Annotated in this window: 15 protein-coding genes; 3 read left to right on the top strand and 12 right to left on the bottom strand. The window is 56.6% G+C overall.

The annotated features are described in order from the left end of the window. Positions 1-21: 21 nt before the first annotated feature. Positions 22-804, bottom strand: coding sequence for a transporter substrate-binding domain-containing protein (locus tag CU041_RS17240; protein WP_068517059.1), 783 nt, complete (start codon positions 802-804; stop codon positions 22-24). Positions 805-1015: 211 nt separating this feature from the next. Between CU041_RS17240 and CU041_RS17235 the strand changes: the two genes are divergently transcribed. Next, positions 1016-1693: a FadR/GntR family transcriptional regulator gene (locus CU041_RS17235; RefSeq protein WP_068517058.1), complete on the top strand. Its 678-nt coding sequence runs from the start codon at positions 1016-1018 to the stop codon at positions 1691-1693. A 91-nt stretch (positions 1694-1784) separates the two neighbouring features. On the opposite strand, the gene CU041_RS17230 is transcribed toward CU041_RS17235, so the two are convergent. From CU041_RS17230 to CU041_RS17200, 7 genes are all read right to left on the bottom strand, one after another. Beyond that, positions 1785-1994 (bottom strand): cold-shock protein, encoded by a 210-nt coding sequence (locus CU041_RS17230; RefSeq protein WP_068517057.1) that lies wholly within the window; start codon positions 1992-1994, stop codon positions 1785-1787. A 79-nt stretch (positions 1995-2073) separates the two neighbouring features. Further along, complete coding sequence (locus tag CU041_RS17225; protein ID WP_101247849.1) at positions 2074-3906, bottom strand: DEAD/DEAH box helicase; 1833 nt, start codon at positions 3904-3906, stop codon at positions 2074-2076. Positions 3907-4241: 335 nt separating this feature from the next. Next, complete coding sequence (locus tag CU041_RS17220; protein ID WP_068517055.1) at positions 4242-5066, bottom strand: HNH endonuclease; 825 nt, start codon at positions 5064-5066, stop codon at positions 4242-4244. 63 nt (positions 5067-5129) lie between these two features. Then, positions 5130-5630, bottom strand: coding sequence for a hypothetical protein (locus CU041_RS20835; RefSeq protein ID WP_212733819.1), 501 nt, complete (start codon positions 5628-5630; stop codon positions 5130-5132). After that, entirely contained in the window at positions 5627-6838 is a 1212-nt protein-coding gene (locus CU041_RS17210; protein ID WP_101247848.1) for a YeeE/YedE family protein, read from the bottom strand. Before CU041_RS17210 ends, CU041_RS20835 begins: the two co-directional genes overlap by 4 nt. Before the next feature lie 123 nt (positions 6839-6961). Continuing rightward, positions 6962-7885, bottom strand: a complete 924-nt coding sequence (locus tag CU041_RS17205; protein WP_101247847.1) for a sulfurtransferase — start codon at positions 7883-7885, stop codon at positions 6962-6964. A gap of 313 nt (positions 7886-8198) precedes the next feature. Beyond that, on the bottom strand, positions 8199-8939 hold the full coding sequence (locus tag CU041_RS17200; RefSeq protein WP_101247846.1) for a TetR/AcrR family transcriptional regulator: 741 nt from the start codon (positions 8937-8939) through the stop codon (positions 8199-8201). A 211-nt stretch (positions 8940-9150) separates the two neighbouring features. On the opposite strand from CU041_RS17200, the gene CU041_RS17195 reads away from it, so the two are divergent. Then, positions 9151-9918, top strand: a complete 768-nt coding sequence (locus CU041_RS17195; RefSeq protein ID WP_068517051.1) for an NAD kinase — start codon at positions 9151-9153, stop codon at positions 9916-9918. Continuing rightward, on the top strand, positions 9915-11093 hold the full coding sequence (gene argE / locus CU041_RS17190; protein WP_068517050.1) for an acetylornithine deacetylase: 1179 nt from the start codon (positions 9915-9917) through the stop codon (positions 11091-11093). The genes CU041_RS17195 and argE overlap by 4 nt, the downstream gene beginning before the upstream one ends. Positions 11094-11188: 95 nt before the next feature. Here argE and CU041_RS17185 read toward each other — a convergent pair whose 3' ends face one another. The 4 genes from CU041_RS17185 to CU041_RS17170 all read right to left on the bottom strand — a co-directional run bounded on the left by CU041_RS17185 (position 11189) and on the right by CU041_RS17170 (position 15808). Beyond that, complete coding sequence (locus CU041_RS17185; protein WP_101247845.1) at positions 11189-11881, bottom strand: dienelactone hydrolase family protein; 693 nt, start codon at positions 11879-11881, stop codon at positions 11189-11191. Between the two features lie 114 nt (positions 11882-11995). Further along, positions 11996-12565, bottom strand: coding sequence for a sarcosine oxidase subunit gamma (locus CU041_RS17180; protein WP_170310293.1), 570 nt, complete (start codon positions 12563-12565; stop codon positions 11996-11998). Beyond that, entirely contained in the window at positions 12558-15533 is a 2976-nt protein-coding gene (locus CU041_RS17175; RefSeq protein ID WP_101247843.1) for a sarcosine oxidase subunit alpha family protein, read from the bottom strand. Before CU041_RS17175 ends, CU041_RS17180 begins: the two co-directional genes overlap by 8 nt. Then, positions 15530-15808, bottom strand: coding sequence for a sarcosine oxidase subunit delta (locus CU041_RS17170; protein ID WP_068517047.1), 279 nt, complete (start codon positions 15806-15808; stop codon positions 15530-15532). The genes CU041_RS17175 and CU041_RS17170 overlap by 4 nt, the downstream gene beginning before the upstream one ends. Between the last annotated feature and the right edge of the window lie 3 nt (positions 15809-15811).

Genomic DNA, 15811 nt, shown 5'->3' with positions numbered 1-15811 from the left:
TCAGGTGTGGCTTGAAATTGCTCAGAGCTTTTCCGGAAGCGGAATGCCAAGCCACTTTTCGGCAATCGCATTCAAACGGCCATCGGCCATCGATGCGGCAATGATCTCGTTGACCTTGGCCATGAATTCCGGCTCGTCCTTGTTCAGACCGACATAGCAGGGCGAGTTTTTGATCAGGAATTTCGGTTCCGGCTTGCGCGGCGGGTTGCGTTCAATGATCGCAGCGGCGGTAACGTTGCCGGTTGCAATCAGATCAACCTGACCCGAAAGGAATGCCGAAATCGTGCCGTTATTGTCTTCATAGCGTTTGATATCAACATCAGCCGGCGCAATCTTGGTCAGTTCAAGATCCTCGATCGCCCCGCGGGTCACACCGACCGACATGCCCGAAAGATCATCGGCCTTCTCGACCGAGAAATCAGCAGGCCCGAAAACGCCGTTATAGAACGGGGCATAAGGTGCGCTGAAATCGATCACCTTTTCGCGGTCCGGGTTTTTGCCAAGGCTGGAAATCACCAGATCGACCTTGCCGGTGGTCAGATACGGAATGCGGTTGGCCGACGTCACCGGCACCAGTTCAAGCTTCACACCAAGATCTTCGGCGATCAGGGCCGCCATATCAATGTCATAGCCCTTGGGCTGCATGTCAGTACCAACCGATCCGAATGGCGGGAAATCCTGTGGGACTGCAACCTTGAGAACCCCGGCCTCGGCAATGCTGTCAAGCGCGCCTGCCGACGCCGCACCAAGCGGCGCGGTCAGGATCGCAACGGCTGCAATCGCGGTTTTGAAAAACTGTTTCATAAGCCTCTACCCGTCTGTCTGTGATTTTCTGGATTTGTTATGCACTATTTTTAACCTGATACTGACGCTGCACATTTTTTGATCTTTTGTCTATGAATAATTTTTTCTTCAGCGTAAATTCAATATCAGATCAATCCTAAACCCCGAAAAACCGGCCACTTTCGAATATCAAAAACTATTAAACTGGTCTGACCAGCAACAGGAACAACAGATGGCACGCAGCGAAACCGCCCCGGAACGCGCCGCGCGGGACATACGAAACCTGATTAAAAACAATGATCTGAAAGCAGGTGACTCGTTACCGGCCCAACGTGTTCTGGCAACCGAACTGGGCATCAGCCGCACCAGCCTGCGCGAAGCCCTGGCCACCCTCGAAGCTTTGGGGATGGTCCATATTCATGCTGGCAAGGGTGTATACATTGCCGATCGTCACCATCAGACACCCCTTGATCAGGACCGCAACCGCCAGGCCGGTCAGGTCTATCAGTTCCGACTGGCAATCGAACCTTATGTGGCGGGTCTGGCCGCACAAATGCGCAGCAAGGATCATCTTGACGCCCTTGAAACCAGCATCACCGACATGCGCACCGCCCTTGAACAGGACGACCTGATTGCCGCGGCCATGGCTGATACAGACTTTCATGAGATATTGCTGCTGGCATCGGGCAACCCGATGTTTGCCAAGGCCATGCACCCTGCGGCCCAAACCATCCATGAAAACCAGATGCTGCCCTTTGCCAATGCCAAGGCGATTGCCGCCCCGCTGGCCGAACATGAACAGGTTTTGCGCTATGTCCGCGAACACAACCCGTCTGGCGCCCGCGACGCCATGCATTTCCATGTTCTCAGTGCCGCGACCCGGGCCAAGATCGCCTTTTTGCGCCCCTGATCCGAATTCCGGGCAAAACAAAACCCCCACCCGCTTGCGCAGATGGGGGTTTCATTAACGCGGTGCCCTTCACAAGGAAGGACAAACCGAATTAGGCAGCCGACAGGTCGTCAGCCGAAACGCGACCCGAACGGGAATCGGTGCGCAGTTCGTAGTTGATTTTGTCGCCTTCCTGCGGGTGACCCATGCCAGCGCGCTCAACAGCGCTGATGTGCAGGAATACGTCATTTCCGCCTTCGTCCGGCTGAATGAAACCAAAACCTTTAGTTGCGTTGAACCATTTAACGGTACCAGTTGCCATCTTTAGATCTCCTATCGAGTATTGAGTGGCGTTACGACACGCCCCGACTGGGCGCGCCTATTTTGGATCGACAATCAGATCAGGCGCGGTCGCGTCTTCTCTGATTGTTCGAAGATGTGTTGCGGCCACCACCCCCTGGCTGCCCGCCAGATTGTGGGCCACGTGGATTGCGATTGCGGTTCGCACCGCCGCGCTTGCCTTGCGGTTTGGCATTGCGGGCACCATTGCCCCCGTTGCCTTTCGCGCGGCGTTCCTCGGTACTGCCCATAAAGGAAAGACCGGAAGAAATTGAATTGTCGCCCTGTGCACGGTCGCGGCGGTTTCCATCGGAATCAACACGCTTGACCGGGCGCTTGCGCCCATCGGACGAACCGGCATTGCCTGCCGGGCCGCTCCCGCGACCGTTGGTCGGGCCGGATTTGATCCCGCCCTTGTAACGGCTTCTGGATTTTTCGAGTGCCGGGCTCACCTCTGCCTGTGCGGCGCTGGCATTGCCTTCCCCGTCACGACGCTGCGACGACTGGCGTACCGGGCGATCATTGGAACGCTCCGGACGGTTGCCGGCGGCTGCACGGTTTGCGTCGCCATCACGGCGGCCATTGCCACCCTGACCACGACCGGCATTACCGTTGCCGTTGCCACGACCATTGCCACGGGCCTGACCATTCGGTCCGCGCCCCTGTCCCCGGCCCTGAGAACGCCCCTGACCACCACCATTTGCACGGCGGCCACGGTTGGCTTCACGCGCTTCTGCCGATTGCGCTTCCTGTTCGGCAGCAGCTTCGGCATCGCGGCGATCAATCACCGGGATCGACTGGCGGGTGGTTTTTTCGATATCGCGCAAAAGACCGCGTTCTTCTTCATCACAGAACGCAATCGCCGTACCGCTGGCACCGCCACGGGCCGTACGGCCAATACGGTGCACATAGCTTTCCGGCACATTGGGAAGCTCGAAATTCACGACATGGGTCACGCCATCAACGTCAATACCGCGTGCGGCGATATCGGTTGCGACAAGCACACCGATCTGACCATCCTTGAATGCGTTCAGGGCGCGCTCGCGCTGGTTCTGGCTTTTATTGCCATGAATGGCGGCTGCACTGATTTTATTGGCTTCAAGATGACGGGCCACACGGTCTGCACCGCGCTTGGTGCGCGTAAAGACCAGGGTCCGCTTGAAGACCGGATTATCAAGAAGCTCTGCCAGAAGCTGACGCTTGCGGGTGCGCTCGATCAGGTAAACCGACTGATCAACACGTTCCTGGGTGGTTGCAACCGGGGTCACGGAAACCTTGACCGGGTCGGACAGCATATCACCAGCCAGCTGACCGATCTGGGTCGGCATGGTCGCCGAGAAGAACAGGTTCTGACGGTCACGCGGCAACATCTTGATGATGCGCTTGATCGGCGGCAAGAAGCCAAGATCAAGCATATGGTCGGCTTCATCCAGCACAACCACATCAACATGTTTAAGCGTCAGCTTGCCACTATCAACATGGTCAAGAAGACGGCCCGGTGTCGCCACCAGAACTTCGACGCCCGGCGTAATTGCCTTGATCTGCGGACCATGGGCAACACCGCCCACAACCACAGCCACACGGACATTCAGGAAACGGCCATAGGCACGGAAACTGTCACCGATCTGTGCGGCAAGCTCGCGCGTCGGCGCAAGCACCAGCACACGGCAGGCACCTTTGGGTGTACGGCCTTCGGTTTTGGAAAGTCGATCAAGAATCGGCAACGCGAATGCTGCCGTCTTGCCGGTACCGGTCTGGGCGATACCAAGCAGGTCCTTACCTTCAAGCAGGGACGGGATGGACTGCGCCTGAATGGGTGTCGGCGCGTCATAGCCTTCTTGCGCCAATGCGCGAAGGACCGGCTCGGCCAGGCCGAGTTCGGAAAACTGGGTCAAATAAGGGTAACTCGTAAATTAGAGGCTGCAGACAGCTGGGACAACGCCCGGTGAAATGTAGTAATCAGGTCTGCGCCTTGCAGTTCAGGAAGTACCCGCGTAGCTGGACACTTCAATGCGTTCTTAGGTCAACCACTCAACAGTGGGGGATTTCAGTCCCCTCTACGCTTCTGGAGCGATCAAATTTCTGCGACACCATGCGCAGAGTTTGCCCGGCTTGTCAAACGCCATATTTGTGACAGCCCCGCGTTTTACGCAAACAGGCCCGGCAGAATTGCGCGCCAGACCTTCGAAACTCCCCCGTGACGTAGGGACAAACTTGCCACTCTTTTTGATTAACCCTTCCCCAACACCGGCTCATTCTTTGCAAACGTATTTTCTCTATGCCAATCAATTGCTTCCTTCAAAGGGAGATAGCGAAATGGTTGGCGAATCTGTTTGCCCTCATGCGCAATCAATAAATCACTGATCGCTTCATCATGCCGGGCCAATTTGCGCAATCGTGGATCAAGCTCGATCTCGAAGTCACCGCCAAGCGTCCAATAACCTTCATCAAACGCCTTATGATGATTGCGGCACAAAGACAGTCCGTTGTCGGGCCTTAGTCTGAAAGTTTCGTCTTGGTGATGCGGCTTAATATGCGCTGCCTCTAACAACCGCACGAACTTCAAGCCGCACACACAGCATTGAAAATGGTAGCCCGATAAAACCGCTCGCCTAAAGAATCCTTGATTGAGCCGCTCTTCCCGAACCCGCATAACGCTTGTAGGACGCCCCGATATGTCGAATCCGATTTGCTGATCTTGCATCCCGTCTTGAACATTATCTTCAGGATTTGCAGAAGGCAGGGAAAGAGACCGATATTCAATTCTATCGACCGCCCGTTCAATATCATCAATGACTCGCGCAGGCTGATTGTGAAAGCGCGCCATCAACGCTCTGTCAGCAGCGCTCACATTCTTTAACCCACCACGATCAAGTGTCGGGTCCAAGCTTGCAAAATTGCCAAGCTTCATGGCGATTGAACCTGGCGTGCGGTCTAAAACCTGCGCCAACTCAATCACATTCTTGTTTCGCGCGTGGAATTGACCAAAGTCGAGCTCAAAATACAGCTTTAAAGCAGCGTATCGCTCTTCATCGGTCCACTTTTTATTCGCCAACAGTATTTCTCCTAACCCTCTGGAAACGATAGATCTTCCCAGAGGGTTAGAAAACAGAAAATATCAATAGGCCGAACACGGGTTCGCGGCACCGCACGGATTGTATGCGGCACAAGGATTGGCCGCAGCACAGGGATTGCTGGCCGGCGCACACGGCACGGCTGCACATGGGTTATAGGCAGCACACGGATTGGCGGCACATGGGCTGCACGGGCTTGCCGCACAGGGGTTTGCCGAACAGGGTGCCGCTGCGCACGGGTTATAGCCCGCCCCACAGGGATTGGCACCACACGGGCTTGCGGCACATGGATTAGCCGCACACGGATTGTACCCTGCCCCGCACGGGTTCGCACCACAAGGATTGGCACCACAGGGATTCGCGCCACACGGATTGGCGGCACACGGATTTCCCGCGCACGGGTTTGCCCCGGCGGCCGGGCGCTTGGCCGGGGCCGGATTGGCGATTGCCGGGACATTGGCCGTATGGGTGTAATGATCAAGGGCAACCGCACCGGTCGCGGCTAAAAAGACCGCACCGAAAAGAAGTGTGTTTTTCTCGCTCATTTCCGGAATCCATCCAATCCAAATGCCGGACGCAGCGCAATGCCGACCCAACTGCCCGCAAAGGCCAGAACAAACCACAGCCATCCATGCACGCTGCCCGATGCGATCCCGCTAAAGAACGCACCGATATTGCAACCAAATGCCAGACGCGCGCCATAGCCCATCAAAAGTCCGCCAATTGCCGCCGCCAGAAGCGACGCCATCGGCACCGATACCTTCGGCGCGAATTTTCCGGCAAGGGCCGCGGCAAAGGCCGCACCGATCACGATGCCGAAATTCATCACCGAGGTATTATCTTCGAGAACCGAATTGCCAAGCGCCTTGGCAGGCCCCGCCCAGTTCCAGAATTCCCAGGTTTCAACCGGAATACCGATGCCCTGGGCGATCTTTGCCCCCCAAAGACCAAAGCCGAACGTAATCGACCACGGATGACCGGCAATCAGAAGGGTCGCGATATTAAGCCCCGCCAACAGCAACCCGGTCCAGACCAGCGGCCAGGGACCATGGAACAGGCGCGCCAGACCGGCACGCGGCGCCTTGGGCGTTGCTTCAAGCGAACCATGGGCACGCTTTTCAACAATCACCGTCATCAGCGCGACAAGCGCCAGACCACCAAAGGTCACGGCAAGGCCGCCCGCAACACCGAATTCACGACCGACACTCATCGGCGGCAAGGATGGCAGTTCAAGCCACATCGGCAAATGCGCCGTTCCGATCACCGCCCCGATAATAAAGAAGGCCAGCGTCAGCAACATACGCGCACTGCCACCGCCAACCGTAAACAGGGTGCCCGAACCGCATCCACCGCCAAGCTGCATGCCAAGACCAAACATGAAGGCCCCGACCAGCACCGATGTGCCCACCGGTGCCACCGCCCCGACAATCGGATTGCCAAGCGGGCTTCCCAGCGCCAGCATCGGAATAAAGGCCGCGGCCGCAACCCCGATCATCAAAAGCTGGGCGCGCATCGCCCGTCCGCGTTTCTCGACCGAAAAACGCCGCCAGCCGCCGGTAAAACCGAATGATGCATGATAAAGTGAAATGCCCAGCAATCCGCCAAGACCGTAAAGCACGGCCTGATGCAGATCCACCGCCTGGGCAATGGCAATGCCGACCACAACAAACAGAACCGCGGTAATCGCCGCCGGTCCCTTGTCAAAGTCAAAGCCCGGGACGTCCGGGCGGGCCTTAAGTGTCGTTTCTGACATGGTGACGCTCAGTAACGTTAAAGGAAATCTGTCGGGTCAAAGCCCACGAACACGAACGGAACCGGGGCAAACCCGATTCCGTCCAAAATGTCTGTGCCTTCAGGGCTGATATGAATTCCGGAATTATTCCGAAACAACCATTTCACGGTTCGGATCAGCAGCCCATTCGGTCATGGAACCATCATACATCGCGGTGTTCTTGTTGCCCATCACTTCGGACAGACCGAACCATGCGACCGACGCCCAGTGACCGGTATTGCAATAGGTGATTTCCTTGGCATCCTTGTCGACACCGGCATCCGAAACCAGCGATTCAATCACGTCCGATGCAACAAATGCACCTTCCTGATCGCTATAGAATTCCGACTGCGAAATGTTCTTTGCACCCGGAACCGCACCGGCACGTGCGACTACGCCGCTTTTGGTTTCGCCCTTGAACTGTGATTCCGGGCGGGCATCAATCAGCGCAACACCGTTTTCACGTGCCTTGGCAACGTCTTCTGCCGTGGCAAGAAGTTCCGGACGGAAATTGACATTGAACGCAACCGCATCAGGTGCGACCGCATCGGTCGAAACCGCCTTGCCTGCGGCAAGCCATGCGCGCTGGCCACCATCAAGAATGGTTACCGCATCATGGCCCAGAACCTTGAAGGTCCAATAAACACGGGTTGCAGCCCCGAAGTCCGAGCTGTTCTGACCGGCCGGGACAACCACGACCTGTTTGTCATTGTCGATGCCAAGCGACCCGATGCGCTTTGAAATCACATCCAAAGGCGGCAACATGCCGACAACATCATTGACCTTGGCACGCCAGCCGAACTTGCCATAAGGCGCATAAACCGATCCCGGAATGTGACCGGCGTCATAGGGGCTGCCTTCCTTGGTCATCGAACGGATATCAACAACCACCAGCGACGGATTATCGAGGTTTGCTTCAACCCAGTTGGCATCAACCAGCGGCTTTTCCGTCAGGCGCTCGGCCTGGGCAGCATTTCCAGCAAAGGCAAATGCCACCACTGCAACAGCAGAAAGAATGAGAGAGCGCATGGGGCCTGTCTCCATATGTCGAAAAATTCATGAAACTGTGAAAGAGATGTAATCACCCACAGAAAAATGTCAATATTTCAATTAATACACTATTTTTTTGTTTAAAATTATCAGGCCGGTTAATGGACGGGAACCGTGCAAGGTTTCCCCACTACAGTTTCAATTTGGATTGGATCGTTTTGGTCGTGTTTGGTGGATTGTTTGGCAAACCACCGCGCGCAAGGGCGATGCGGGGCACCGTTCAAGCGATGGAACGCCGTAAAACATCGCCAAACCGAACCGTGCGGGGCCGGGATATTCCAAACAGATTGTTCTAGGCTACCGGACGCAGGTTATTCAGATAACGGGCAAACTCGCGCGCAAAGGCATCCTGGGTTTCCCGGGTGCGCAAGGCTGGCGGGCGGGTCAAAAACCCGTGCAGGGACGCGATGACAAATTCCGCCACCGCCGATGGTTCGATATCGGTTCGCACGGTCTTGTTGAATTGCGCCTTGCCGATCTGCGATGCCAGGCCACGCCGCCAATAGCGGTAAACACCGTCAATCCGTTTGCGCAATCCTTCGTCAAGTTCGCCTGCCCCCGATGCCAACCGTGCCAGCGGGCAGCCGCCTTCAAGCAGTTCGGGCGCATCATGACGGCCAAGCCGGTCGACCTGCCCCATCATGACCGGCAGGACGTCATCCACATCTTCAAGCTCGGCAAGCCACACCTGATCGACATAGCCCGGCAGGCATTCCTCGATCACCGCATTGACCAGCTTGGCCTTGCCGGAAAAATGATGATACAGCGCCCCTTTGGTACAGCCGCTGACATCCAGGATATTGGCAATCGATGCTCCGCCAAACCCAGCCCGGCGGATTTCGCCAAAGGCCGCATCAAGAAGTTTCTGGCGGGTCAGATCGGGATCGCGCACCCGCTTGGGCACAAGTGCGCCTTCTGACAGCGCATCGACCTCCATGCCTTCATCCACCTCAAGCGTCCCGTCATCATATTGATCATCCGCACGGGTGATCCGCGAAAGTGCCGCTGTGATGCTGAATGGTTCTTTGGTCATTGCGCCAATCTGAAAATGACTGCTGAAACGAAATTATTGATAAGTTTCAGGTTCCTCTCTTTTCGCGCACTGGTCAACCTGACTACCTGTATATTGCATGCGCTGTGTGACATGATCGATGACGCAGCCCCTTGCAATTCAATGCAAAGCATACTCTATTGTTGGAAATGCTCGTTTATGGGCGCGCCCCAATTACCCGTCGGACATGCAGATGCAGCTTGATTCCATCGCCTTTGTCGCGGCCGAGACCAAAATCGCACAGGATGCGATGTATCGGCTGAAACATCGTTATGGCCACATTGCGCCCGACAAGGCCGATGTGATTGTCGCCCTTGGCGGGGACGGCTTCATGCTTGAAACCCTGCACCGCTATATGGGCCGGAAAGTTCCGATCTATGGCATGAACCGCGGCACGGTCGGTTTTCTGATGAATGAATTCCGCGAGATGGATCTGATTGACCGCATCACCGAAGCCCAGACCGTCGAACTTCACCCCCTTCAGATGGAAGCCCACACGGTTTCCGGCGAAAGCATGTGCGCGCTTGCGATCAACGAAGTTTCCCTTTTGCGTGAAACCCGTCAGGCCGCCAAATTGCGCATCAAGGTCGACGGGGTTGAACGTCTGGCCGAACTGGTTTGTGATGGCGCACTTGTCTGCACCCCTGCGGGCAGCACGGCCTATAACCTGTCGGCCCATGGTCCGATCCTGCCGATGGGCAGTGGTTTGCTGGCCTTAACACCGATCAGCCCGTTTCGCCCGCGTCGCTGGCGCGGTGCGTTGCTGCCGCACGGGGCCGAAGTTGTCTTTACCATCGAAAACCCGGAAAAACGCCCGGTTTCTGCCGTGGCCGACTATACCGAGGTCCGCGATGTGTCCCATGTGAAGATCCGCGAAGATCGCAACATGAAGATCAAATTGCTATTTGATCCCGAACATAATCTCGAAGAGCGTATCCTTAAGGAACAATTCGTCGAATGACCACCGCCGCACTTGCACCGTCACAAGACACCATCGACTGGTGCCGCAAACTGATTGCCCACCCGTCGGTCAGCATGACCCCGAACATGGCCCTGATCGAAGAAGTCAAAGCCTTCCTCGACGGGCTTGGCTATGAAACCCTTGTTGTTCGCGATGACAGCAACACCAAGGCCAATCTCTATGCCACCATCGGTCCGGCCGTGAATGGCGGCGTGATCCTGTCAGGTCACAGTGACGTGGTCCCGACCGAAGGCCAGAACTGGGCATCCGATCCCTATGACATCGATATCCGCGACGGCAAACTTTATGGCCGCGGATCATGCGATATGAAGGGGTTCCTCGCCTGTCTGCTGGCCAAGGCCGAAACTTTCAAAAACGCCGATCTGCGCGTGCCGATCCATCTGGCCTTCACCTATGACGAGGAAGTCGGATGCCTTGGCGTGCCAAGTCTGGTCGAGGCGATCAACAACCTGCCCCACAAACCGGCCATGTGCATCGTTGGTGAACCGACCGAGATGAAGGTCATCACCCAGCACAAAGGCAAATATTCCGCCCGTGCCCATTTCACCGGCCGATCGGGGCATTCATCGCTTCCGGGCGAAGGTGTTAACGCTGTTGAGTTCGCCTCGGAATTTGTGGTCTTCCTGCGCAAGCTGGGCCGTCAATGCCGCGATGAAGGCCCGCATGACGATGAATTCACCCCCAATCACACCACCTTCCATACCGGCGTGATCAAGGGCGGCACCCAGCTGAACATCATTCCGCAAAACTGCTTTGTCGATTTTGAATTCCGCAATCTGCCCAATGATGATCGCGACGCGCTCAAGGCCAGGATTTTCGATTATCTCGACAATACGTTGATCCCGGAAATGCGCGAAACCTATGACGATGTCGGGGTCGAGATCGAAGTCATTTCCGACATGCCCGGTCTTGCCACCGGCGATGACGAGGAAGTCACCAAACTGGTCATGGCGCTGACCGGTGCCAACACGACGGGCAAGGTCAGCTTCGGTACAGAAGCCGGCGTCTTTTCCGCCATGGGTGATATTCCGACCGTGGTTTGTGGTCCGGGCAATATCGAACAGGCCCACAAACCGGACGAGTTCATCGAACTTGATCAGTTGGGCCGCTGCGAAGTGTTTCTCGATAAATTGCTGGCCGTTCTGGTCAAGTAACCGGCCCAGTCACCGCCAATATACAAATCACCGCACAAATACAAAAAGGGCTGCGAATTTCGCAGCCCTTTGTCGTTTGGCACATTATTGCTGAATCAAACCAGATTGGCTTCAAAGAATTCCGCCGTGCGCGCATTTGCCGTATTGGCATCGGCCTCGTCATAATGGGCCCCGCCCTTACGCGCAAAGGCATGATCGCGCCCCGGATAGATATGAAGCTCGGTCAGCGGATGATCGCCAAGTGCTTCCTTGATCACGTCCTGGGCCTCGGCCGGGATATATTCATCATTGCCCGCCAGATGCACGATCAGCGGCTTTTTGATGTTATCGGCCTCGTTCATGTAATTATTCATGCCGCCACCGTAATAGGCGGCAAAGGCATCGCCATCGGTCCGCGTGGCCGACAGGAAAGTCAGCAATCCGCCAAGGCAGAAACCGACAACCCCGACCTTGCCATTGGCCCCTTCGATCCCGCGCGCGGCCTTCATGGTTGCGGCAATGTCTTCAACGCCCTTATCGACATCAAATGCCTGATAATAGCCGAATGCCTGCTTCCATTCTTCTTCGGTCTGATCGGTGATATCAATCCCCGGCTCGATCCGCCAGAACAGGTCCGGACATACCGCGATATAGCCCTGCTTGGCATAATCGTCGGCAATGCCGCGCATCACCGCATTGACGCCAAAAATTTCCTGGATCACCACAACAACCGGTGCCGGAAGTTTCGCCGGCATCGCCACATAGGCCTCGAAATTCCCGTCCGGGGTGCTCACAGCAAGCTTTGTCATCGCAATCAACCTCCTTGTTTTGATCTTTGTGCCCAATCAGTTATGCCCTGATTGTGACATCACAAGGTCACGGGATCAAAAAACCGGCTTCATCGATGCATACACCACCGCGTTTCAGGAATGCGGCCCGTTGAATTCGGCGGCCATGTGATGAAGCTCGTGCCACAGGCTGTCGGCAAAGCTGCGCAGGACCGTGATTTCAAAACTGTCGCGATCAAGGCGCGTGACCATCGCCCCGATATGCCCGATCTGGGTCATCGCCGATTGCCCGACACCAAAGATACCTTCATCAAGGTCAATCATCACCCCCTTGGCCAGAACATCACATACCCGCGCCCCTGTAACGCGTAACCGCACCCGGCCATGGGTCTGATCCGAAAGGGCGAATTCACCCGGAAGCTGCCCGGCGATTTCACCAAACCGGCCTTGCGACACATCATTTTCCCCGACCCAGAACCACTGACCGGGCGATAATACCCGAAGCTCCCCGCCCAGATCCGGCGCAATCGCATCCATCATCTTTTGAAGCTGCTGCTGACGGGTCTGATCGATTGTTCCTGTCGCCTGCCCCAGAACATGAAAGACAAAGCCCGTTCTGACCGGTGCAATATGGATGGCGCCATGCGCCTGCCCGTCCGGCATGGTGGCAAAGGGCGATACGTTATTTAACGGAAAATCACGCATGGAGCTTCTCATTCTCTGGATCGACAAAGGCCGGATTGCACAGGATGCCGGTAATGCTGGTCCCGGCCAGACCGTTCCAGATGACGACTTCTTCACCATACCGTTCCGGCCCGCCTTTCACCAGCGCCAGGCCAATCGCATGACCAAGGTTTGGCGAATAACACATCGACGTCACATAGCCCTGATCATTGGCAAGGCTGACCTCATCCCCGATTTTCAGGATATGCGACCCGGTGGCGAATTTATCCGCCAGTGATTTCGGCTTGATGCCAACAAGTGCCGGGCGCATCGGGTCAACAAGCCCTTCGCGCATATTCATCACCCGGCCGATGAAATCATCCTTCTTGGCTGATACCATCCGCCCCATGCCAAGATCGGCCGGCGTCACCGTGCCATTGATCTCGGCATGGGTGACATGGCCCTTTTCAATCCGCATGACGCCAAGCGCCTCGGTGCCATAGGGCGCAATGTCAAATTCCTTGCCCGCCACCATGATGGCATCGGCAACGCTTTCGCCATATCCGGCCGGAACCGCAATTTCATAGGCAAGCTCGCCCGAAAACGAAATTCGGAACAACCGCCCGGTCAACCGCCCGCCAAACATCGAAACGTCACGCGCTGCCAGGAACGGGAAGGCATCATTTGAAATATCGTCATCAATGATCTTGGCCAAAACATCACGGGCCCGTGGCCCGGCAATGGCCATCTGCGCCCATTGATCGGTCGCCGATGCCAGCCGCACATCAAGATCGGGCCACAACACCTGCGCACAAAATTCAAGATGGGTCAAAACCCCCGCCGCAAGGGCGGTTGTGGTGGTCATGAAGTAATGATTTTCGGCCAAACAACTGGTCGTGCCGTCATCATACACCAAGCCATCCTCGCGCAGCATGATGCCATAGCGCGCCTTGCCAACCGGCAATTTAAGGAAGGCATTGCAATAAACCCGGTTCAGGAATTCTGCCGCATCCGCACCAAAAATCTCGATCTTGCCAAGGGTCGAAACATCGCAAATCCCGACATTTTCGCGCACATTCATGACTTCGCGATCGACACTGTCGCGCCAGAATGTCTCGCCGTCTTTCGGGAACCAGCTTGATCTGTACCAAAGCCCGGTTTCAACAAATTTCGCCCCGTTGCGTTCGGCCCAGCCATGCAGTGGCGATTTGCGCACCGGCTGGAATTCAAACCCCTTTGATGCGCCAACAAGGGCGCCAAACGACACCGGCGTATAGAACGGGCGGAATGTCGTGGTGCCGATTGCGCCGGGCGATACCCCCTTGTTTTGGGCAAGAATGCCAATCGCATTCACATTCGATGTCTTGCCCTGATCGGTCGCCATGCCGTTGGTGGTATAGCGCTTGGCAAGTTCGACGTGATCATAACCTTCGCGCATCGCAAGATTGATATCACCCGCCGTCACATCGTTCTGATAATCAACAAATGCCTTGCCTTTGCTTGATGGCACCGACCAGATCGCAACCGTTCCCTGCGCGATATCATCGGCTGTTTGCGTATCGGGCAAACCTGCTGGCGCGGCATTTAATCCAAGCGCATTCAACACCGAAACTGCGGCCGTCGCACCGGCGACAAAGCACGATGCGATCCCGGCCTTTCCGGCAACCGCCCCGGCGGGCACCATGCCATCGCAATTTTCGGGCGGCATGAAACCAACATGTTCATCCGACCAGACCGGCCTTGCCCCGCGATGACAGGCCAGATGCACAATCGGGCTATAACCGCCCGAAACCGCCAGCGCATCAACCGCAATCATTTCATCACGGCCATCATCATGACGCACGGCAATCGATTTGATCGCCTTGCGCCCCGCCGTATCACGGACCATGGCCCCTGCAATCAGGCGCGCCTTGCCACCATAATCGATATCGGGGCATTTGCGCGGATCAATGATCGCTGCAACCTCGATCCCCCTTGCCTCAAGGTCCATCGCGGTCTGATAGGCCTGATTGTTATTGGCAAAAAGCGCAACCTGCTTGCCCGGTGCGACACCAAACGCATTCAGGTAGGTCCGCATCGCGCCCGCCGTCATCACGCCGGGTCGGTCATTGCCGCCAAACACAATCGGGCGTTCCTCGGCCCCGGTGGCCAGAATGACCTGCTTGGCAACAATCCGCCAAAGCCGTTCCATCGCCCGGTCGGGATTGATCGCCGCGTCAGACAGATGCTTTTGCACCTGCTCGACCGCGGCAAAGACCTGATCGTCATAGGCCCCGAAAACAGTGGTGCGTTTTTTCACCTCGACATTGGGCAGGGCATGCAATTCCCCCACCATATCGGCCAGAACCGCATCGGCGGGTTTATTGCCGATCATCCCGCCTTCGGCCAGCATCCCGCCGCCAAGCTGCGCGCCCTCATCGGCAATGATCACCCGTGCCCCTGCTCGTCCGGCGGTCAGTGCCGCGGCAAGTCCGGCCGGGCCGGCCCCGATCACCAGAACATCACAATGCGCCCAGCATTTTTCATAAGACCCCGGATCGGGATCATAGCTTGCCCGGCCAAGACCGGCGGCCTTGCGGATCAGCGGTTCATAAACCTTTTCCCAGAATGCCGCGGGCCACATGAATGTCTTGTAATAGAACCCTGCCCCCAAAAGCGGCCCCAAAAGACCATTCATCGCCCCGATATCAAAATCCACATTCGGCCAGCAATTCTGTGATCGGGCCTCCAGCCCGTCAAACAGCTCGGCCATGGTCGCCCGCGTATTGGGATCACGCCGCCCATCGCGCCCGATGGTCAAAAGTGCATTGGGTTCTGCCGCCCCGGCGGTCAGAATGCCACGCGGGCGGTGATATTTGAAACTGCGCCCGACCAGTTGCCTGCCATTGGCAAGCAAGGCCGATGCAACCGTATCCCCGCCAAAACCGCGAAGCCTCTCGCCGTTAAAGGTGAATTCACGCACATCATCGCGGTCAATCAACGTACCGCCATCAATCCGGAAACTGGTCATGCCCGGCCCTCCGATTTCAGGGTGCTGGCATCGACCACATCACCGGTTTCATGGGTCACCGTATTGCGATCCAGCACCAGCCAGCGACGGCACCCGCCCGAATGATGCCAATATTCCCGATGCTGCCCGCGCGGGTTGTCGCGCAGATAGACATGATCAAACCACACGCTTTCATCGGCACCGGCGGCTGGACGCGGGGTTGGCACTTCGCCGCGGATGGTAAATTCCTCACGGGGGCGAAGACCGCAATGGGGACATTTGACAAGACTGCTCATTTC

The organism is Thalassospira povalilytica (assembly GCF_002844235.1).
Taxonomy (GTDB): Bacteria; Pseudomonadota; Alphaproteobacteria; order Rhodospirillales; family Thalassospiraceae; genus Thalassospira; species Thalassospira povalilytica.
The sequence above is the reverse complement of the archived record's forward strand: the minus strand, read 5'-3'. Positions and strand labels throughout refer to the sequence as shown.